The following is a 23428-nucleotide window of genomic DNA, read 5'->3' as shown; positions in this document are numbered from 1 at the left end:
ACTTTTGCAAAATTACAACCAACCCAGATGTGTAGGAGTCTGATAGAATGGTAAAAACTGCCGCTAGAACTGCGATCGCTCTCGGTAGTAATATGGGTAATTCCCCAGCTATTTTAGCAGGAGCTTTAGAAGCTTTAGCCCAAACATCAGGTATAACGATACAAGCTAAATCGAGTTGGTATCGTACCAAAGCCATAGGACCAACTCAGCCAGATTACTTAAATGGTTGTGCGATATTATCCGTGCAAATTTCACCACAAGCTTTATTAGCACAATTACTAACAATTGAACAAGAGTTTGGGCGTGTGCGTCAGGAACACTGGGGTCCACGCACTTTAGATCTAGATTTGTTATTATATGATGACTTAATTTTAGATCAGCCAAATCTCCAAATTCCCCATCCCCGCATGACTGAAAGAGCTTTTGTTTTAGTCCCTCTAGCAGAAATTGCTCCAGATTGGATAGATCCTGTATCTCAAAGGGTAATTCAAAATTTACTACTGGAGATAGACACTTCTGATGTATATTTGTTGTAGTGGGTAAAAAATTATCATTTTTGCAACCCAAAAAGAACTGATAACAACAAAAAACCCCCGTATACGTTCTCTGTATTACAGACGGTAGAATTTTAATATGCCATTAGGTAGAGAATTACCACAGTTGCTGAAGCAACGCTTATTTTATAAAGGACGCAAGTTTAACTTTGAGGTTAATCGCTTGCGTTTACCCAACAAAGCTGAAGGGGAATGGGAATGCATTCGTCACCCTGGTGGCGCTCTGGCTATCCCCATTACCGCAGAAGGTAAACTGGTACTTGTACGTCAATATCGGTTTGCAGTGCAGGGCAGATTATTAGAATTTCCTGCGGGGACGGTAGAACCCAATGAAGATCCTTTAGAGACAGTCAAACGGGAAATTGAGGAAGAAACTGGCTATCATGCTCGTCAGTGGGATAAGCTAGGAGAATTTTTCCTTGCTCCTGGTTATTCCGATGAAATCATCTATGCATTTATTGCTAGAGATTTAGAAAAGCTGGAAACACCACCAGAACAAGACGAAGATGAAGACATTGAGACAGTATTACTAACTCCTGAAGAATTGGAAAAAGCCATTTTGGCAGGAGAACCTGTAGATGCTAAATCTATTGCTAGTTTTTTCCTATTGCGTTCATTTTTATAATAGGTAATAGGCAATAGGTAATAGGTAATAGGGAACAGGGAACAGGGAACAGGGAACAGGGAACAGGGAACAGGGAACAGGGAACAGGGAACAGGGAATAGGTAAATAATTTTCTTCCTCCTGACTTCTGACTCGGTGACTCCTCCTACAATTATCTGCAATAACTAGTAGCATAATCGCGGATACGATAATCTGTGGCTTGAGCTAAGACTTTTTTAGTTGAGGCAAACTCTCTTAATTGTCCAACATGGTTTTCGTTGTATTGAAATAAAGCTGTAAAATCTGAGAGCCGAGAAACTTGTTGGATATTTTGAGAGATAAATATAATTGTTAGTTCAGAACGCAAACACTCAATTAGTTCTTCAATTTTTGTGGTAGTGATGGGATCAAGTCCAGAGCAAAGTTCATCCATGAGAATAACCTGGGGTTTAACAGCTAAAGCGCGAGCAATGCACAGCCGTTGTTGTTGTCCACAAGAGAGTTCTAAAGCAGGTTTATAGAGCTTATTTTTGACTTCTTCCCAAATATCGGTAGATTTAAGAGCTAATTCCACAATTCCATCTAATTCTGGTTTTGGTCGCCAGCCAATTAGTTTCACACCATAAGCAACGTTATCATAAATGCTCATGGGGAAAAGATTAGGCTTAGAGTAAATTGTACTAATTTGACGACGAAGACGATTGAGATTAATTCGTCGTTCATAAATATTTTGACCAAAAAATTCTATTTTTCCTTCAGTTTGGACTTCTCCCTCTAAGTCACTCATGCGATTCAGAGACTTTAAAAAGGTAGATTTTCCACAACCACTCGGTCCCATAATGGCAATAATTTTATTTTGGGGAATATCCATTGACAGATTTTCCAGAATTTTTTGCTTGTTATAGTAAAAACTAAAGTTTTTTACACTAATGGCCGGAATTATTTTACTCATATTTATAAGAAAGGAGTCAGGAGTCACCGAGTCAGGAGTCAGGAGGAAGAATAAGGAGGAGGAGGAAAAAGAAGAATAAATAAAGAGTAAGTGAGTCAGAATACTTGTAAAACTTGATATTTGCTTATAACCTAAATTAGATCCTTTATTGATCTGTCATACTGCGTTTAATTAATGTCAGAAAGGTAAATTTACTATGCTACAGCGTTTTATTTTAATCATTACTACTATCATTGTCTGGCATTTGTGCATTTCTGGCACACTCGCCAAGGAAAAAAGAATTGAAGATTTAGATAAGTTTCCTCCCAACCCCCTAGAAATAACTTTACCTGATCCACTGTTACCAAATTTGCCAGATAAACGCCAATTAACATTAACAGAATTGCAAAAATTAAGGACGGATTTAGATGGGTTGAATCAAGAGGCACAGGTAACACTACAAAGAGGAGATGAAAAGAAAGCCTTTGAGGTTTGGAATCGTGAATTACGATTAAGACGGTATGTGGGTACGTTGTCCGAATTGGAAGCGTTATCACGGGTGGGGGAAATTGCTTGGAATCAAAATGAACGGGAAGAGGTGCAATATATTAGTCAGCGATTACAAGTAATTCAAAGCGAGATAGGAAAACAAAAAAGTAACGATTTACAATTATGGAAATCTCTTGGTAATGCTTATGAAAAAATCCGTCTTCCTAAATTGGGAATATTGGCTTATGAACAAGTTTTAATCTTAGTAAAACAACAAAAAGATTTATCTGGAGAAATTGAGACTTTAAAAAATATTGGAGAATTACATTTAAGTTGGTTTGATTATCCCCAAGCTGCTAATACTTACCAAAAATTATTAGATTTGGCAATTAATCAGGGTGATAAAACTAATGAACTAGGATATTTACAACAGTTAGCTTATATTTATACGCGAGAAAAACAACCCCAAGCAGCAATAGATATATTGAATAAATTAGCCCAGGTTTATACTCGTGAACGAAATCTGGATGAGATTCCAGCTTTGAAATTAGCCATCGCTGCAAATTATGAATCTCTGGCTCAAGAAAATCCCAATTTAAAACAACTGGCTTTTGATAATTATCAAGCAGCTTATACTACTGCATGGCAATTAGAACAGTACGCTAGGGCATCAGAAGCATTAGAGAAATTAATTGCTTTCTACCGTTCACAAAAACAAGTAGATTCAGCTTTAGAAACTAGTAAAATTCTCATTGAAACACAAACACTAGCTAACAACTTTTATGGTTTAATGTTAGCTTATGGCGAAATTGGTAATCTATATTTAGAACGCCGAGAATATGCACAAGCATTAACAGCATTTCAGAAGGGATTAGAAATAGCACAACAACTTAAGTATCAAGAGTCATACTTTACTAAACAGATTGAAAAGTTAAAAACTGAGATAAAAATGTAAAAGATATCAAGATAAATAAAAAAGTCCGCGCAAGCGGACTTTGTACATTGGATAAGGTTAAGTTGTCACCAAGAGAGCCTACAAGATGTTAGACTTATTTATATTTTTACGAATTAATTTTAGAAAATCAAGTGGTTTGATCTAAGAGTTAGGACATAATTCCTCTATTTATGTCTGAAGAAATGGGGATTTATTGATAATAATTTATACATATGAATATCTCCCATGCCTAAAAAAGGTGGGAAATCTGAGAAATTGCGGACATAATTAAGATTGTTTGGTCTAGGATTTTCTTGCTTGAGCAATGACTAATGATTAAGAGGATGTTTTAAAAGTTTTCAAGGTATAAATTAACCCCTCTTGTAAACCTCTCCCCGAAGCGGGGAGAGGCTTTGAAACCCCTCTTCCCTCCTAGGGAAGGGGGGCAGGGGGGTTAGGTTTTTGGAGATTATTGGTTTTATTTAATACTTTATGGCTAACGCCACGCTATGCCTGATGCCTCCGGCTCCCGCAGGGATACGGCACACTTCGTGAACGCTATCAAACACCCTCTAATGACTAAAATAACAAAAACCCCAGAAGCAAGAACTTCTGAGGTATAAAGAGTTTTAGGAACGATTGAGAACAATAGCAATCTTGTCATCAGTTGGAGTAGGCAATCTTTAGACTGATCACAAAATAGCTTTGTCAGCATCTCAAACTAAGAACCTAAAAGCCCACAGGTCAACTACCTAAATACTGTAGCAGAGGTGTTTGTATCTCAGTAGCCAAGTTGGCGTTTTTTAAAATGAATTAAGAGTTTGATTCTGCTGATACTTTTAACCGAGACATTCTCCGACATCGTGAACATCCAGTACAACATCACCAACTGAGTTGGTAAAGGTGGTATCCCACATTGCCTCTATCTTTGGAGAGGTATTATAAAATGCTGGTGGGCAATGCCCACCCTACAAAATTATCCGAAGAATTTTGAACTTCTGGACTCTTGAACTGCTTGATTTTTATTCACTAATTCATAAAGCTTGTTTTCAAATTTTTGGGTACAAGCTGACCAATCAAATTCCAGAATTGAGGGACGTGCTTGTGCTGTTAATTGGTTTTTGAGGTCAGGATTTTCGAGAATTGTAATTACCTTTTGGGCAAAGTCTTCAGGGTTATTAGGTGCAGCTAAAAAACCATTAACTCCAGAAATAACCTGTTCAGCAGTTGAAGGGGCAACAACAGCAACTACGGGAGTTCCAGAGGCTAAGGCTTCGTTAGTTGTAGTACAGAAATTTTCCGTCACTGAAGGGTTGACAAATATATCTGCTTTCGCAAACCAACCTAAAAGTTCTTTACCATGAGATTCACCCCAAATTGTGACACCATTGGGGAATTTTTCAGCGCGACGGCGAATTTCTGCATCTAATGGACCGCTACCAACAATTACTAAATGCACATCAGGAATTTTAGCAGCAATGAGAGGATAAATATCTAAAAGTTGATTAACATTTTTTTCTGGGGTAATGCGTCCCACAAATAAAATGGTTGGGCGTTTATCATTAGGAATTGGATCATGAGAAATATTGCGAGGATGAAATTTCTCGCAATCAATTCCTTGATAGGGGAGATATTCGCTGCGTTGAGCTTTTAGTTTTTGGTATTTGGTTAATTGTTCACGGGAAGAGAATAAACTTAAATCGTAAGTTTCGCTAAATTGTTTCACTAAAATTGGCAAAAGAGGACGGACTAAATTAAAAAACTTATTCCCGAAATAATATTGGATATAGGCAATAATATCTGTATGGAAAATTGAAATAATGGGTGTTTTAGTTTTTTTTGCATATTCTACTCCCACAGAACGCCCATAACCTTGCAAAAATCCAGAGTATAAACCTCTCATTTGTGGGGCTTCTTCCACAACAATAATATCAGGTTGAAAGTGAGTCAGTAATTTTGTATCACTCCAATAACGATGGTTTAATGGTTGGGGTAAAGATTTATAAAATCTCAGTGGTTCTGTAGGAAATGAATAGGAAGAAAAGTTGATAAAAGGTTCTAGTTCTTCTATTCCCGACATGGGACGATTCCCAACTTGTGGAGGATATTTATCATTGATTTCTGGGTGGACTAGAAAAACTTCATGTCCTTGCTTTAATAGCCAGTGAACTCGTTGATGAACTGCAACAGAAACTCCTGTTAAGAATGGAGCATATAATCCTGTAAATAAGGCAATGCGAAGAGGTTTATTTTTCATGATTTTGAGGTAATTTTTTCTGCAAAAATAGATTACTGATGCGCTGGTTTATAATAATTATTGGATTGGGGATTTTAGATATTGAAGTGTAAATAATAAATCTAAAATTTTTCCCTATTCCTTTAAAGTGAAGCTTTTGGATCAATTGGTTGATCTAACCACTGGTAAGGACGGTATTCAATTAAGCGAATATTTTCACGCCCTTTAATTCGATAAGTAAGTCCACGCCATGTAATGCTTGATGTCCACAAGGAAGATAGGATTGTTAAACCATAAACCCACTGTGTTAAGGGAATAACTATCAACATTTTGAAGATGATTAAAGGCGATAATTTAGGTATTTTTTTACCTTGCTTGTGCAGCATTTGATGTATCCCTAATTCCATTAATAGCATTAGTAAGACTAAGCCAATGGTGTAGGAAGTATACACGGAAAATAATAACGCCGCTGCGTCCCATTTAGCCTCAAGCAATAGTTGGAAGATAAGGATGATGACTACATTGGGTACGAGAATACTAGAATATGCTTCACTGACTATTGCTAACCACCGGGGATGATAAAGTTTAGAACCAATTATTAACCTTTTTAATGATTCTAGTAAGTTACGTAAACTACTTTCTTCCCGATTTAGCATCAATAAAGAAGGGATAAACTTTATTTGTAACTTTTCTTGCTTGATAAGTTTATGGAGAAGCATATCATCTGTTAATACTTCTCCCCACTTATCTAAAAGTTTGATCCGGTTTAATACTTCTGTTTTGATTGCTAAAGTTCCACCCCAGGGAATTTGAAAGAGAAACATTTGCACAACTGTAGAAACGTTACCGGAGTAGCGAACTAATGAACCCCAATAATTACCTGTGGGAACATACCAACGGTTTCCGGTTGTGATTCCAACTTGATCATCAAGAAGAGGGGTAACTAATTCTCGCAACCAATTAGAATGAACTACGGTATCAGCATCTATAAAAGCTATAACTGGATAAGCATTATCCAAATCAGAAACAGCTTGTACTAAGGAACTGCATTTAAGACTACAATTATGACGAACTGCTCTTAATGTGCTAATTTGGACGTTGGTTGCACCGATTTGATTGATTGTTTCTGTGGCGATTTTAAAAGCTGGATCGTCTTTACTATCAATGATTAGCTTTAAATCGTATTCTGGGTAATTTTGTTGGAAGAGCGATCGCAAACAATTAGGCAAAAAAGGATCTGCACCTCGTAAACAAAGTATTACAGCCGTTTTTGGTAACTGTTCATCTGGTAATAACTTTGGTTTGTATGAACGTAAATACCATAAAAATACTAACGTTAAACAAGTTTGAATTATCAGCCAACCGAACAAAGACTTAGATAGAAATATTATGAAATCTGGCATTATCTCTATAGTCTTAGGAAGGAGTCACCGAGTCAGTAGGGGCGTATAGCAATACGCCCGTACTGAACCACGAAGGAGCGAAGTACACGAAGAAAGAAGGAAGAAGAAGAAGAAATAAGAAGAAAGAAGAAGAAGAAGAAATAAGAAAATAAGGAATTAGGATTTATACCCAATTCCTGATTCTCAATTAGGGATCAAGAGAATACTTTAAAAAGATATTAATGCTAGTATTCTTGTCAACTTTAAAACTGGCATTATTGAATTTAGGTGCGCCAGTGCTGATAGAAACAGGAGGATTTTTAGAAATTCCAAAACCTTCTTGAGGAATTCCAAAAAAGTCTTTATTCAGTTTGTGATCACCATTTTGATCATCAACTACAGCTACAGCATAATTACCAGGTTTTAAGCCAGAGAATACCTGTTTAATAGAATTTCCTGTAATTTTAGTACAGCCACTCTTAATGCCACTTTTATCACTGCTGGGAAATCCTTTTTCTGAGTTATAAACTCGCATACAAATTTCCCCAGTTTGGTTACGAATACCATTAACAACTACAGTTAAAGAGGTTGTTGGTTCAGCATAAGCTACTTCAGCAAAGCTAATAGTTAGCAAGGTAGCAATGAACAGATTTGTAATTTTTAGCATGAGTTTATTTTTCCTTTTCATGTCATGAAAATTTGCTCTTATGAAGTTTGATTTATTTCATCAATTTTTGAATGTCAGTTTTTTGTAACCATTCGTGAGTACGGCGCATTCCTTCGGCTAAATCAACTTTGGCTTGATAATTTAAAACACTTTCTGCTTTAGCAATAGAATAAGCATAAGGACGACTCATAAAATCAACTGATTCGGGGAGAATATCAGCTTTTTTACGAAATAGTTTTTGTCCTTGAAGACGCACTCGAAGAAATAATTTCATTTCCTCTTTAGGTAAAGACATTGGTGCTGGTAAATTTTCTAGTGAAGCGAGATGAATAAAATAATCTTTCCAGGAAGTTTCTTTACCGTCGGTAATATTGAAAACCTCTCCATAAGCTAATTTTTCTATAGCTAAAAAGATGGCATCAATTAAGTTATCAACATATAGATGATTCATCACACCTTTGCCTTCATTAGCATAGGCAAATAATTTTTGTCGCATCATGTGAATTGGCCGCACAATCCAAGGAAGACTTCCTGGCCCATAAACATCTCCAGCCCGAATGACAATGACTCCAAATTCTGGGGCATTATTGAGTTTTAAAACTTCGATTTCTGCTTCAATTTTTGTTTGACAATAAGCATTATTTTCGCCAGAAAGCGCACCTAATTCTGTAACTTTTTCTGGGTAGTCAAATCCATATACTAAAGCGGTAGAAAGATGGACAAATGTTTTTACACCAGCTTGTTTAGCAGCCTTGGCGATATTAACAGTGCCAGAAACATTTATTTCTCGAAAATGCTTAATATCTCCGGCTTCTTCGGCAAGTTGAGCATTGTGTAAAACTATATCTACTCCCTGACAAGCTTTCACACAAAATACAGAATCAGTGATATTACCAACTAAAATTTCAATACCTAATTTTTGTGCTGTTTGATCCTTAACTTGGGAACTTTGTATCCCTCGGACTTTCATCCCTTGCGCTATAGCTAGTTCGGCTGCACGTAAACCAATAAATTCATCAATTCCAGTAATCAGCAGAGTTTTGTTTTGGAGGTTCATGGAGTTTTAGATAGGTGTTTGGTGATAAAATGGCTTTAGCCATACATTTGACAAAGTTGTACAATCTAAGTTGAATAATTGCGATGAGATGCAACTATGAACTGTTGTACTCGCAAGAGAATCTTACTGTTATTAATAACATTCAACTTCTATCTTTGGTTGGTGTTAATTTAGAAAATATTTGCCAGAAGCTGATTAATTTGTAATGCAACAAATTTCTAGAAACTATCAGCAGGATCAGCAGAACGGAGTTTATTGATAGCTAATGCTCCAGAAGTAATGCAAATTAGAACTGTAGAGATTAAGACAAGTGAGGCATTATTGCTTGTCATCATGATGGGTAATTTAGTTGCTTTCATCGCAAAATCATATAACCCGATGGAAACAATAAAGCCAGGAATATAACCTAATAATGCTAAGATTAATGCTTGTTGAAAAACAACATTTAATAAATATCCATTAGCATAACCAATAGCTTTTAAAGTTGCATAGGCAATAAATTGAGTAGAAATATTGCTATAGAGAATTTGATAAACAATTACCACACCGACAACTGAAGCCATAATTAACATCAAGTTAAGAATGAAACCAATGGGAGTTCTGACTGACCAATATTGTTTTTCAAAATCAATAAATTCTTGACGAGTGAATATTTTTACATCCTTTGGTAGATTGGCTTTTAAATTTGCTAAAACCTGTTTTATATCAGCACCATCTTTGAGTTTAATTACTCCCATATCTATTTTTTCAACTGGACGGCTGTTAGGATTTATTCTTAGGAATGTTGAGTCGCTAACTATTAAATTACCATCAACACCAAAGGAAGGCCCTAAACTAAATAAACCACCAACTCTGACTCGATAACCTTTAACAGCATCAAAGGGAAAAATTTCAATTGGCTGTTCGATATTTCCCTGTTTAAATAATTCTGCTATTGGTCCAAACTCTGGACGGGCATCTCTATCAAATAGCATGACATCAGAAATTTTCAGTTTATCTAAATTTTGTTGTACTTCTGGAATGTCTAGCACAGATTTTCCAGGATCAAAACCAATAACGTAAATTGAATATTTCTCTCCGCTAACGGGATTTTTTAATTTTGCAAATTGCAAATAAATTGAACTAACTGAATCAACACCATCAAATCCTAAAGTTTGGTATAACCGAGTGCGAGAAAAACTTTGAATTGCTGTCAAAGATTTATATTGAGAACTAACTAAAAATAAATCACCGTGTAATTTTTGATGTAGGGCTGTGGCGCTAGAAAATAGCGCATCTTGGAAACCAAGTTGAATAAACATTAACAGCACAATAAAGCCAATTCCGGCTACAGCTATCACAAAGCGGAGTTTTTGCTGGACAAGCTGTAGCCAACCTAAAGGAATTTTGATATTCATATATTTGTCAGTTGTTAGTTGTCAGTTGTCAGTTGTCAGTTGTCAGTTGTTGAAAATGACTAATAACTAATGACCCATGACTAAATTTGAATTGCTACATCAACTTGTAAGTTAGTTAATCGAGATATCTTTTGACTATCGGTGGGATTATCAATAGATATTTTGACTTCAATTACTCTGCGGTCTGCGTCAGAATTGGGATTAATACTAAAGATGCCTTGTTTATCAACTTGCCAACCAATTTCTTGGACAGTTCCTTGTAATTTGCCCGGAAATGTAGTGCTGGTAATGGTAGCTTTTTGTCCAAGTCGAACATTTCGAATATCGGTTTGATACACTTCTGCTAAAATTTGCATTTTTGATGTATTGCCGATTTCGGCAAAGCCAGAAGTACCAATTACTTCGCCATTTCTGGAATGAATTCGTAAAATTGTGCCATCTAGAGTAGAAGTAATGTAAGTTAAATCATGGTCGGCTTTGGCTTGTTGAATTGCCGTTTCTGCACTTTTAACTTCACTTTTTGCCAATTCTACATCTACAACCCGGACTTCTTTAATACTATTAAGTTTGGATTGTCCTTCTTTGAGTTGATCTTGCAGAGTATCTTGTGTGCGTTTGAGAGTAGCTTCGGCTTCTTTTAACTGCTGTTGTGTAGTTTTTAGAACTAAATTTTTACTATCAAAAACAGAAACCGAAACAGCACCATCTTTCGATAATTGCTGATAGCGGTTACTCTCTTTTTGAGCATTTTCAACTTCAGCCCGAATGCGGTTAATTGTGGCTGCTTGAGCCGCAATATCTCCTTTCAATTGGGAATTTAACCGCGTAATTGTGGCTTTTTGAGCATTGATATCTCCAGTTTTTGCTCCAGCTTTTACCTGTGCGAGTTTAGTTCTGGCAATTAACAATTTATCAAATGCTTGTTGGATAGCTACTTGAGAACGAGTATAGTTTTCTAGATAAGCTAATACTTGTCCTTTTTTAACATTATCTCCTTCCTTTACCAACAGTTTTTCTACTCGGACACCGTTGATAGAATTAGGAGCAGATAAATATGTAATTTTGTCCTGTGGTTGTAATCTTCCTAAAGCCGTGACAGCAACTTTAACAGAAGTGGGTTGGGATTTAATTACCGAAGTAACAGCAGGAGCTTGAGTCTGAGAATTTACTTTCGACTGATGAAAAATGTATACAGATACTAATCCCGTAGCTAAAGTTAGAGAAGTTGCCAGAATTATTCTCCACTTTAACGCAGCTAGGTTGAATAATTGGCGTTCTTTATTTACTGCCATATTTTTATTCCAATGGTATTATTTCGGAAAATACTTGTCATGTTTACAGACTTATCCTCTGTTGCTTGCATAGAGGTGATACGTCTAATTATTTATGTATGAATTGTTGCCAGCAGTTCTAGCTGTTATAAATACCAAAATTAGCGGTAGGATTAACGGGTTTTTTACTTCCAATCATTCATAACTAAGGCCACGCTATGCTATCAATTTTATCTTGAATTGGCATTTAATTAAGTAGCCTAAAATACGATAGCTCTAGGGAGAAATGAAAATCTTCAATTCCCAGCAGTAATGATGCTAATAACTTAGAGGATGTTTTAAAAGTCCTTCGTGGTGTATCAAATATTTTCAGATCCCCCTAAATCCCCCTTTTTAAGGGGGACTTTGACTCTAGTTCCCCCCTTTTTAAGGGGGGTTAGGGGGGATCAGCAAGCGCCTAAGATCACCACCCAAAACTTTTCAAACAACCTCTTAGAGGGAATGAATAAACTTACCTGCAATTATCCCAAATAACTTTGATATTGTCAACTAAAATTAGTTATTTTAATTAATAAAATCCTTAACTACATACTATATTTAATTACTCATGAATTAATATAAAAATCTGTACTTTTTTTAGCAAATTATCATAAATAAATGGCAACTGTCCACATTTCATCACAATTGATATATCTATAGGTTAGTGTTCAACATCCCGAAAATTAATGTTTGGTTTATAAATAACCAATTATCTGGAAAAGGTGAGTTATCTTATAAATTCATCAAAAACCAAGGCTTGATTATGATAGTTTGCTCAAAAAAACCCCAATTATGTTCAAATGTTTCCTGTGTATATTTATTGATTAGTTACTTATGAGACAATTTAGATAAAATCCTAGAATTATCAGGAAAATATGCCTGTTAACTCCGTAATTACCCAGGGAATGTTATTAACAAATACGGTTGTAGATTATACTCAGCTAATTATGTTTTATTTAAAAGGAGGTAAATCAACAAATATTTTCCTCCAAAAATTAGCAAAAATGAACTATTCAGTTTTCATAAGCTATGCTAGTCTTTTTATTAATTCAACATTTACAGATGAAAAATAAATTGTTGAGTTGATATCCATAAACAGAAGAAATACTAAAATCCATTCAGTTTTTTACAGCAGAATTGCCTAAAGAAACAAAACCTATCCCTTGATAAATTTGGTTCTGTATCTGATTAAGTTACAAACTGCTAGACTCTTGAAAAGCTGTTTAAGTATTTTTTCACTATTTAGAGAATTTGCCACAGAGTGCTTATTATTTTGTAACGATTTTGGCAGCTTTTATCAGTCTAATCATCTAAAATAGGTTATCCTGGACTTTAAAAACTGGCAACTGCTATATCAACATACAGAACATTATTCTCCACTAGGTAAAACATTCAATGATTAAGAGATAAAAATGCTTCTGTCTTCATACATATCCCTCCATTTAAGTATGTCCTTTTGCCAGTTATTACCACAAAGTGATTGACACTTTTTCAATATTCACAAGTTGAGTATGATTATTTACCCCCCTTAGTTCCCCCTTAGAAAGGGGGGATAACAGAAAATCAAGTCCCCTCCCCTTTCTAAGGGGAGGGTTAGGGAGGGGTAAAACAACATTTGATACACAATGAGAGACTTGTTCATTCATCCTCTTAGTATTACCTGCGGTAGTTGCGCGAAGACAGATAGGATAGCTACCTACTAATAGCGCAGTGTGTTGCATCATTCACGGTACTCAAAATTAGTCTATGTCCTATGTCTTGTCCCCCCAAAAAGATAGACACAATTAATAATGGTTTAGCGGAATTAGAATCCCAAATTAATAGTTGTGAACAAGCTTTGCTTAGGTTTATCAAGGAAGAAAAAATGAACATGACTAACGCCACGCAATCAGAAAATTCCATGCCAACTAACGAAATTAATAGAAAACTACATACAACTCCCATAGCTATTGTTGGTATGGCATCTTTAATGCCTCAGTCCAGAACATTAAGAGACTATTGGCGAAATATTGTTAATAAAATTGATTGTATTACTGATGTTCCTTCTAGTCATTGGAGTGTAGAAGACTACTATGATCCTAATCCTAGAACACCAGAAGATAAAACCTATTGTAAACGTGGTGGTTTTATTCCTGAAGTTGATTTTAACCCCATGGAATTTGGCATTCCTCCCAGCATTTTAGAAGTTACAGATGTTTCCCAACTATTAAGTTTAGTAGTTGCGAAAGAAACAATGGAAGATGCTGGTTATGGTGACTCCCGTGAATTTAGCCGCGAGAATATCGGCGTAATTTTGGGTGTAGCAATGGGCAAACAATTGGGAATGCCATTAGCTGCCAGATTAGAATATCCGGTTTGGGAAAAAGTCCTTAAAAGCAGTGGTTTATCTGACGAAGATACTAAAAAAATCGTTGATAAAATTAAATCTGCTTATGTGAAATGGGATGAAAATGCTTTTCCTGGAATGTTAGCAAATGTGGTTGCTGGTAGAATTGCTAATCGTTTCAATTTTGGTGGTACAAACTGTGTAGTTGATGCGGCTTGTGCTAGTTCCTTTGGCGCATTAAAAATGGCCATTAGTGAATTAGTTGAACATCGTAGCGATATGATGTTAACTGGTGGAGTAGACACCGATAACACTATCATGGCTTACATCTCTTTTAGCAAAACTCCAGCAGTTACTTCTAGCGAAAATGTCAAACCATTTGATGCTAAATCTGACGGGATGATGTTAGGAGAAGGTATTGGGATGATTCTCCTCAAACGCTTAGAAGATGCCCAAAGAGATGGGGATAAAATCTATGCGGTAATTAAGGGAATTGGTACTTCTAGTGATGGTCGTTACAAGAGTATTTATGCTCCTAGAAAAGAAGGACAAGTTAAAGCCTTAGAACGGGCTTATGATGATGCTGGTTTCTCTCCTGCTACTGTAGGTTTGATGGAGGCACATGGTACAGGAACAATGGCAGGAGATCCTATAGAATTTAGTTCTTTAAGAGATTTCTTTGGTAAACATGATACCCAAAAACAACATATTGCTTTGGGAAGTGTAAAATCCCAAATTGGACATACAAAAGCCGCTGCTGGTACAGCTAGTTTAATTAAAACTGCCTTAGCATTGCATCACAAGATATTACCAGCAACTATCAATATTACCGAACCAAATCCCAAATTAGATATTGAAAATTCCTCCTTTTATCTCAACACTCAAACTAGACCTTGGATAAAAGCAGAAGGTGAAACTCCCCGACGTGCGGGTGTAAGTGCTTTTGGTTTTGGTGGCACAAATTACCACGTTGTTTTAGAAGAATACGAACCAGAACAACAAAATCCTTATCGTTTACATGGTGGGGCTAGTGAAGTGTTGTTATTTGGTGCAACTCACGCCGAATTAATTACTAAGTTAGAAGCAACTTTCAATAATTTACAAGCTAATGATGGGGATAGATACTATTCCCAATTAGTCCTAGATTGTCAATCTCTAACTATTCCCAAAACGGCAGCAAGAATTGGGTTTGTAGCTGAGAATTTGCCAGAGGCTTGTAAGTTACTCAAAACTGGGATTGATTTACTTAAAAATAAGCCTGATGTAACAGCTTGGGAACATCCTCAAGGAATTTATTACCGTTCTAATGGCATAGAATTAGCTGGAAAAGTTGTCGCTTTATTCTCTGGACAAGGTTCTCAATATCTGGAAATGGGAAGAGAAGCGGTGATGAATTTCCCCAGCTTGCGACAGTTATATGGCAAGATGGATCATCTATTCAAGCAAAGTAATTTGCAACCAGTTTCTGAAATTGTTTTCCCCCATTCTTCCTTTGATGAAGTTGAGAAAAAAGCGCAAATTGCAGCTTTACAAAGAACCGAATATGCACAGCCAGCAATTGGGGTATTTAGTGCTGGTTTATATGGGATTTTGCAGCAAGCTGGGTTTAAAGCAGATTTCACCGCTGGACATAGTTTTGGTGAATTAACGGCTTTGTGGGCGGCTGGAGTGTTGAGTGAGGCTGATTACTTGTTTCTGGTGAAGGCTAGAGGACAAGCAATGGCTGCACCCAAAGACCCAGATCATGATGCTGGAAGTATGTTAGCGGTGAAGGAAGATATCAGCAAAATTGAACCTGTGCTGAAGCAATTTCCCAAAGTAAGTATTGCTAACTTTAATTCTCCCACGCAGATTGTTTTGGCTGGGCCAAAGTTAGAAATTCAGAAAATCCAGGATGCTTGCCAAAAGTTGGGATATAGTGCAGTTTTATTGCCTGTATCTGCGGCTTTCCATACTCCGTTGATTGCATTCGCGCAAAAATCCTTTGCTATTGCGACCAAATCTGTAACTTTCCAAAATCCCCAAATTCCCGTTTTTAGTAACGTCACCGGTAAACATTATCCCCAGAATGCAGCAGCAATTCAAAAGAACTTAGAAAGCCATTTAGCTAGTTCAGTTTTGTTTAAGCAAGAGATTGAAAATATCTATGGGGCTGGTGGTTATTGCTTCGTAGAATTTGGTCCCAAACGGGTTTTGAGTAACTTGGTAAAAGATACCTTAGGCGATCGCCCACATCTTACCATATCGCTGAATCCTAGTAGCTCAAAAAACAGCGATCGCTCTTTGCGAGAAGCCGCAGTTCAGTTGCGCGTTATCGGGATGAATCTTAGCAATCTCGACCCCTACCAACTTCCTGCCGTATTGCCTCCCATTTCCACCAAAAAGACCCTCAGCGTCAAATTAACCGGCATTAACTACGTTTCCGACAAAACCAGAAATGCCTTTCAGGAAGCATTAGCAGACGGGCATCAAGTGGGAAGTAGGAGCGCAGGGTCTGCACCCAAAAATCCAGAACCAGAAACCGCGCCAAAAATTGCAGAAATTGAAACTTCTGTAATTACCAAAATTGCCGCAACCAATGGACATAACGGCAACGGTAATGGACATAAAAAACAACCTGTCATTGAAACCCTGTTACAGCCCCAAATGACAACTGCAACTATTATAAAAGAACCAGTTCCAGCAATTTTCGCGCAGCAATCCATAGAGAAGATGCAAACACCAAATAAGCTTGTAAATTGCCAACAAATTCTCACTAGCTTAGAAACACTTTTGAGCCAGTTTCAAGACAATCAAAGCGAGAATTTAGAAGTTCACGGTACATATCTCAATCATCAGATGGAATATGCCAAAACCTTCTTCCAATTAATGCAACAGCAAAACACCTTATTTGCTAATGTTAAATCTTCCGTAGATGCTGCTCAAATTAAGCAAGTAATCATGGAAAGCTTAGAGCGCAGCATGATGCAGTTTCATTCCCAACAAGGTGAAACCCTCCGCATTCATGAACAATATCTGCGGGAACAGGTGGAATATACCAAACACTTTTTCCAACTCATTCAAGAAGAATATTCTCAACTAATTTCTGATACCCAAGAAGGAACATCTGTAAATACCAGTGCTGCTAACGTTAACATTATTCCTCCTCAGGCACTACCAGTAATTGAGCCAAAAGTTCAACTTGTAGAAGCAACTATTCCCCCTGTCGTGAAAGTTGCAGAACCTGTAATTGCTGCACCAGTTGCTCCTGTGGTTGCATTTATTCCCGAACCAACTCCAGAACCAATTGCTCCCGTAGTTGCATTTATTCCCGAACCAACTCCAGAACCAGTTGCTCCCGTAGTTGCATTTATTCCCGAACCAGAACCTGTAACCAGCAATCTGAATCTGGATGATCTAGCTAACAACTTATTAAGTATTACCAGCGAAAAAACTGGTTATCCTATCGAAATGCTAGAACTCGATATGGATATGGAAGCAGACTTAGGAATTGACTCTATTAAACGAGTAGAAATTCTGGGAGGATTGCAAGAGTTATACCCTAACTTACCCAAACCTAACCTTGAAGAACTCGCAGAAAAACGCACTATTGGTCAAGTTGTTGAATATCTGCAAGGAATGGGTGACAGGGGACAGGTTACAGGTAACAGTAAAGAAGGTGATAAGGAAGAGGTAAAAGAAGAAATTGCCCCCGAACCAATCATCAGTATACCTGAGTTACCATTAGTTCCTACTTCCGAATTTATTCCCGTCTTCACACCTCCAGAAGCCAGTTCAGAAAACAGCAACGAATACGCTGATTTAGGACAAACCCTGTTAAACATCACCAGTGAAAAAACAGGTTATCCAGTGGAAATGCTAGAACTGGACATGGACATGGAAGCCGACTTAGGCATAGATTCCATCAAACGGGTAGAAATACTGGGAGCAATGCAGGAAGCATATCCCGACTTACCCAAACCAAATATAGAAGAATTAGGCGACCTACGGACAATCGGGCAAATCGTAAACTACCTCCAATCATTGGTGGGAGGTGAAAAAAAAAAGTCGCAGTTTGATGTTAACTCGGTAACAACCACAGGGGTGGGGTCTAATATCACAGCCGATTTAACCCCACCACCAATAGTACCCACAAATCTTCCCCGTCGTCCTGCTAAACTCAAAACCTTACCACGCCCAGATTTTTGGGAAGCGAAATTACCAGAAGGACACATTGCTTTAATCACTGATGATGGTTCTTTAACTACCACCAAACTAGCCCATGCACTGATTGAACAAGGTTGGCAAATAGTAGTTTTGAGTTTCCCCCAATCGTTAGTTTCCGAGCAATTGCCATTACCCGTAGGTGTTACCCGCGTAACTTTGGCAAATATGAGTGAACAACATCTGCAATTATTATTGCAAAGTGTGATGACTAAACACGGACCGATTGGGGCATTTATTCACCTACATCCTCAATTTACTCCTGAAAAACCTGGGCATATTTCCTATCCAGAAGCCGAAAAAGCAATTATTAAACAAGTGTTTTTAATGGCTAAAAACCTGAAAGCAACTTTGAATAATGCCGCAGCTTTAGAAGGAAGAACAAGTTTCTGCACAGTTGCCCATCTTGACGGTGAATTTGGATTAGGACATCAAGGTAATTTTAGTGCAATTGCTGCTGGTTTGTTTGGTTTAACTAAGAGTTTGCGATGGGAATGGCCACAGGTATTTTTCCGAGCAATTGACCTCAATCCTACTTTAGATCCTCACGAATCTGCCGAATATATTGTTGCTGAATTGCATGATTCCAATAGATATATTGGTGAAGTTGGTTATAGTTCTCAAGGACGAGTAACCCTAGTAGCCAAAGCCGAATAATTTCTGAACTATGATTAATTTGATTTATGTGATTAAGATGATTAACAAATCAAATCATCTTAATCAAACTAATCACAAGAATCACAGTTCAGACGAATAATTTCTGAACTATGATTAATTTGATTAATTTGATTTATGTGATTGAGATGATTAACAAATCAAATCATCTGAATCAAACTAATCACAAGAATCACAGTTCAGACGAATAATTTCTGAACTATGATTTTTATGATTTATCTGATTTTTGTGATTAATCAAATCATCTTAATCAAACTAATCACAAGAATCACAGTTCCGACGAATAATTTCTGAACTATGATTAATTTGATTTATGTGATTGAGATGATTAACAAATCAAATCATCTTAATCAAACTAATCACAAGAATCACAGTTCAGACGAATAATTTCTGAACTATGATTAATTTGATTTTTGTGATTAAGATGATTAACAAATCAAATCATCTTAATCAAACTAATCACAAGAATCACAGTTCAGACGAATAATTTCTGAACTATGATTAATTTGATTTATGTGATTTAGATGATTAACAAATCAAATCATCTTAATCAAACTAATCACAAGAATCACAGTTCAGACGAATAATTTCTGAACTATGATTAATTTGATTTATGTGATTAAGATGATTAACAAATCAAATCATCTTAATCAAACTAATCACAAGAATCACAGTTCCGACGAATAATTTCTGAACTATGATTAATTTGATTTATGTGATTGAGATGATTAACAAATCAAATCATCTTAATCAAACTAATCACAAGAATCACAGTTCAGACTAATAATTTCTGAACTATGATTAATTTGATTTATGTGATTGAGATGATTAACAAATCAAATCATCTTAATCAAACTAATCACAAGAATCACAGTTCAGACTAATAATTTCTGAACTATGATTAATTTGATTTATGTGATTGAGATGATTAACAAATCAAATCATCTTAATCAAACTAATCACAAGAATCACAGTTCCGACGAATAATTTCTGAACTATGATTAATTTGATTTTTGTGATTGAGATGATTAACAAATCAAATCATCTTAATCAAACTAATTACAAGAATCACAGTTCCGACGAATAATTTCTGAACTATGATTAATTTGATTTATGTGATTTAGATGATTAACAAATCAAATCATCTTAATCAAACTAATCACAAGAATCACAGTTCCGACGAATAATTTCTGAACTATGATTAATTTGATTTATGTGATTGAGATGATTAACAAATCAAATCATCTTAATCAAACTAATCACAAGAATCACAGTTCCGACGAATAATTTCTGAACTATGATTAATTTGATTTTTGTGATTGAGATGATTAACAAATCAAATCATCTTAATCAAACTAATCACAAGAATCACAGTTCAGACGAATAATTTCTGAACTATGATTAATTTGATTTATGTGATTGAGATGATTAACAAATCAAATCATCTTAATCAAACTAATCACAAGAATCACAGTTCAGACGAATAATTTCTGAACTATGATTAATTTGATTTATGTGATTGAGATGATTAACAAATCAAATCATCTTAATCAAACTAATCACAAGAATCACAGTTCCGACGAATAATTTCTGAACTATGATTAATTTGATTTATGTGATTGAGATGATTAACAAATCAAATCATCTTAATCAAACTAATCACAAGAATCACAGTTCAGACTAATAATTTCTGAACTATGATTAATTTGATTTATGTGATTGAGATGATTAACAAATCAAATCATCTTAATCAAACTAATCACAAGAATCACAGTTCAGACTAATAATTTCTGAACTATGATTAATTTGATTTATGTGATTGAGATGATTAACAAATCAAATCATCTTAATCAAACTAATCACAAGAATCACAGTTCAGACTAATAATTTCTGAACTATGATTAATTTGATTTATGTGATTGAGATGATTAACAAATCAAATCATCTTAATCAAACTAATCACAAGAATCACAGTTCAGACTAATAATTTCTGAACTATGATTAATTTGATTTATGTGATTGAGATGATTAACAAATCAAATCATCTTAATCAAACTAATCACAAGAATCACAGTTCCGACGAATAATTTCTGAACTATGATTAATTTGATTTATGTGATTGAGATGATTAACAAATCAAATCATCTTAATCAAACTAATCACAAGAATCACAGTTCCGACGAATAATTTCTGAACTATGATTAATTTGATTTATGTGATTGAGATGATTAACAAATCAAATCATCTTAATCAAACTAATCACAAGAATCACAGTTCAGACGAATAATTTCTGAACTATGATTAATTTGATTTTTGTGATTGAGATGATTAACAAATCAAATCATCTTAATCAAACTAATTACAAGAATCACAGTTCCGACGAATAATTTCTGAACTATGATTAATTTGATTTATGTGATTTAGATGATTAACAAATCAAATCATCTTAATCAAACTAATCACAAGAATCACAGTTCCGACGAATAATTTCTGAACTATGATTAATTTGATTTATGTGATTGAGATGATTAACAAATCAAATCATCTTAATCAAACTAATCACAAGAATCACAGTTCAGACGAATAATTTCTGAACTATGATTAATTTGATTTATGTGATTGAGATGATTAACAAATCAAATCATCTTAATCAAACTAATCACAAGAATCACAGTTCAGACGAATAATTTCTGAACTATGATTAATTTGATTTATGTGATTGAGATGATTAACAAATCAAATCATCTTAATCAAACTAATCACAAGAATCACAGTTCAGACAAATTAATCATCCCAATCAAACAAATTACATAAATCATAGTTCCGACTATTTAATCACAAAAATCATAGTTATGACTGCAACCGTTCAAGTTAGACCATCTTCTGTCTTTGTTGTCAGTGGTGGCGCAAAGGGAATCACTGCTCAATGTACAATTAAATTAGCACAAGAACAACCTTGTAAATTTATTCTTTTAGGTCGTTCAGAAATTACCACAGAACCAGAATATGTTCGGGATTGTTTAGAAGATTCAGCCTTAAAAAAGCGCATCATGGAAAAGTTGATTTCTCAAGGAGAGAAACCAACACCCATAATGGTACAAAAGATATTTAATCAAATTAATTCTAGTCGAGAAATTAAAAAGACCTTAGCAGCTATTGAAGCAGCAGGAGGAACGGCTGAATATATCAGCGTTGATGTCACTGATACCGTAAAATTGAAAGCAAAACTCCAGGAAATATCTCAAAAAACTGGTCAAATTACCGGGATTATTCACGGTGCTGGTAACTTAGCAGATAAATTAATTGAAAAAAAGACAGAAGATGATTTTGAGAAAGTTTACACAGCTAAAGTTCAGGGTTTAGAAAATCTCCTCAGTTGTGTTAATCCCCAACAATTAGAACATTTAGTATTGTTTTCTTCAGTGACTGGTTTTTATGGGAATATTGGTCAAAGTGACTATGCTATAGCCAACGAAATTCTGAGTAAATCAGCCCACTTAATGAAACAATATAACCCTAATTGTCATGTAGTGGCAATTAACTGGGGTGGTTGGGATAGTGGTATGGTAACACCACAATTAAAAAAAGCATTTGCAGAAAGAGGAATTGATATTATCCCTATAGAAGTTGGCACACAAATGTTAGTTAATGAACTACATCCTCTCTACACTAATGATGCTCAAGTTGTCATTGGTAGCCCCATGAAATTACCACCTGCTCCTTTAGGTTCAGAACTGCGGAGCTACCGAATTAGACGACGGATGACATTAGCAGAAAATCCATTTTTGCATGATCATACAATTGCAGGATCACCCGTATTACCCGCTACCTGTGCTAAATCATGGATGGTTAATGGTTGTGAAGAAATTTATCCAGGGTATACATATTTTAGTTGTCAAGACTTCAAAGTTTTAAAAGGAATTACCTTTAATGCTACCCTAGCTAAAGAACATATTTTAGAAATCAAAGAAGTTGCCAAAAGCGATGGTGATTTTGTAGAATTTCAGACCAAAATATGGAGTAAAACACCTGAAGGTAAAACTCATTATCATTTCAGTTCTCTGATAAAACTGGTAAAAAATATGCCAGAAGCACCCATTTATGAAGCAATGGATCTCAGAGAAGATAATATTGTCACAACCACAGGTAAAGGATTCTATCAAAATGGTGATTTATCCTTATTTCATGGACCAGCATTCCAAGAAATTACCAGAGTTTTAAACATTAGTTCTGAAAAACTCACAGCCGAATGTTGCTGGCAAGAAATCACCCCTCAACAACAAGGACAATTTCCCGTCAAATGGCACAATCCTTATATCATTGACTTGAGTACCCAAACATTATGGCTATGGTTAAATCATATCCATCAAGAAGTTTGTTTACCAGGACAATTAACATACTGTGAACAATATTTAGCAGTGCCATTTAACGTCCCCTTTTATGTTTCCTGTGAAATCATTGCTAAAACTGACACTGGAGCAACCGTCAACTTCATTATCCATAATCGTGAAGGAAAAATCTACTCCAAAATCTTAGGAGCAAAAGCCGTAATTTGGCCAATGAAAATGTTAAATAAGAAGTAAAAAACCACAATTTATTTTCTTTCTTCTGTTCTCTTCTTCTTCCTTTCTTCCTTCGTGTCCTATCTCTACGAGACGCTCCG

General features: G+C 35.7%; 13 protein-coding genes. 6 read left to right on the top strand and 7 right to left on the bottom strand.

Going from position 1 to position 23428, the window contains the following annotated elements; translation table 11 throughout:
- Positions 1-47 precede the first annotated feature (47 nt).
- Both folK and EZY12_24760 read left to right on the top strand, forming a co-directional pair.
- Positions 48-536 (top strand): 2-amino-4-hydroxy-6-hydroxymethyldihydropteridine diphosphokinase, encoded by a 489-nt coding sequence (gene folK, locus EZY12_24765; GenBank protein QSX67817.1) that lies wholly within the window; start codon positions 48-50, stop codon positions 534-536.
- 97 nt (positions 537-633) lie between these two features.
- Positions 634-1179 carry an NUDIX hydrolase gene (locus EZY12_24760; GenBank protein QSX67816.1) on the top strand — a complete coding sequence of 182 codons (546 nt, stop codon included), beginning with the start codon at positions 634-636 and terminating at the stop codon, positions 1177-1179.
- Between the two features lie 151 nt (positions 1180-1330).
- Here the strand turns inward: EZY12_24760 and EZY12_24755 are convergent, their stop codons facing one another.
- Entirely contained in the window at positions 1331-2110 is a 780-nt protein-coding gene (locus EZY12_24755; GenBank protein QSX67815.1) for a phosphate ABC transporter ATP-binding protein, read from the bottom strand.
- Positions 2111-2306: 196 nt separating this feature from the next.
- Here EZY12_24755 and EZY12_24750 point away from each other — a divergent pair, with 196 nt between their 5' ends.
- The gene (locus EZY12_24750) at positions 2307-3533 is read left to right on the top strand and encodes a hypothetical protein (protein QSX67814.1); all 1227 of its coding nucleotides are present in this window, start codon (positions 2307-2309) and stop codon (positions 3531-3533) included.
- 955 nt (positions 3534-4488) lie between these two features.
- Here the strand turns inward: EZY12_24750 and EZY12_24745 are convergent.
- From EZY12_24745 to EZY12_24720, 6 genes are all read right to left on the bottom strand, one after another.
- A complete protein-coding gene (locus EZY12_24745) occupies positions 4489-5769 on the bottom strand; it encodes a glycosyltransferase (GenBank protein QSX67813.1) in 1281 nt (426 codons plus the stop codon).
- A 122-nt stretch (positions 5770-5891) separates the two neighbouring features.
- Positions 5892-7151 carry a glycosyltransferase family 2 protein gene (locus tag EZY12_24740; GenBank protein ID QSX67812.1) on the bottom strand — a complete coding sequence of 420 codons (1260 nt, stop codon included), beginning with the start codon at positions 7149-7151 and terminating at the stop codon, positions 5892-5894.
- A 187-nt stretch (positions 7152-7338) separates the two neighbouring features.
- Entirely contained in the window at positions 7339-7797 is a 459-nt protein-coding gene (locus EZY12_24735; protein QSX67811.1) for a DUF2141 domain-containing protein, read from the bottom strand.
- Positions 7798-7849: 52 nt separating this feature from the next.
- Complete coding sequence (locus EZY12_24730) at positions 7850-8854, bottom strand: NAD-dependent epimerase/dehydratase family protein (protein QSX67810.1); 1005 nt, start codon at positions 8852-8854, stop codon at positions 7850-7852.
- A 218-nt stretch (positions 8855-9072) separates the two neighbouring features.
- Positions 9073-10251 carry an ABC transporter gene (locus EZY12_24725; protein ID QSX67809.1) on the bottom strand — a complete coding sequence of 393 codons (1179 nt, stop codon included), beginning with the start codon at positions 10249-10251 and terminating at the stop codon, positions 9073-9075.
- Between the two features lie 80 nt (positions 10252-10331).
- Complete coding sequence (locus EZY12_24720) at positions 10332-11543, bottom strand: ABC exporter membrane fusion protein (GenBank protein ID QSX67808.1); 1212 nt, start codon at positions 11541-11543, stop codon at positions 10332-10334.
- Positions 11544-12436: 893 nt separating this feature from the next.
- Between EZY12_24720 and EZY12_24715 the strand changes: the two genes are divergently transcribed.
- The 3 genes from EZY12_24715 (at position 12437) to EZY12_24705 (ending at position 23348) form a co-directional block, all read left to right on the top strand.
- On the top strand, positions 12437-12634 hold the full coding sequence (locus tag EZY12_24715; GenBank protein ID QSX67807.1) for a hypothetical protein: 198 nt from the start codon (positions 12437-12439) through the stop codon (positions 12632-12634).
- A gap of 680 nt (positions 12635-13314) precedes the next feature.
- Positions 13315-18747, top strand: coding sequence for an acyltransferase domain-containing protein (locus EZY12_24710; protein ID QSX67806.1), 5433 nt, complete (start codon positions 13315-13317; stop codon positions 18745-18747).
- A gap of 2870 nt (positions 18748-21617) precedes the next feature.
- Positions 21618-23348, top strand: a complete 1731-nt coding sequence (locus EZY12_24705; protein ID QSX67805.1) for an SDR family NAD(P)-dependent oxidoreductase — start codon at positions 21618-21620, stop codon at positions 23346-23348.
- The last annotated feature ends 80 nt before the right edge of the window (positions 23349-23428 follow it).

The sequence above is a fragment of the Dolichospermum sp. DET69 genome (assembly GCA_017355425.1).
Lineage (GTDB): Bacteria > Cyanobacteriota > Cyanobacteriia > Cyanobacteriales > Nostocaceae > Dolichospermum.
Note: the sequence above shows the minus strand (reverse complement) of the source record. Positions and strands in the feature narration are given on the sequence as shown.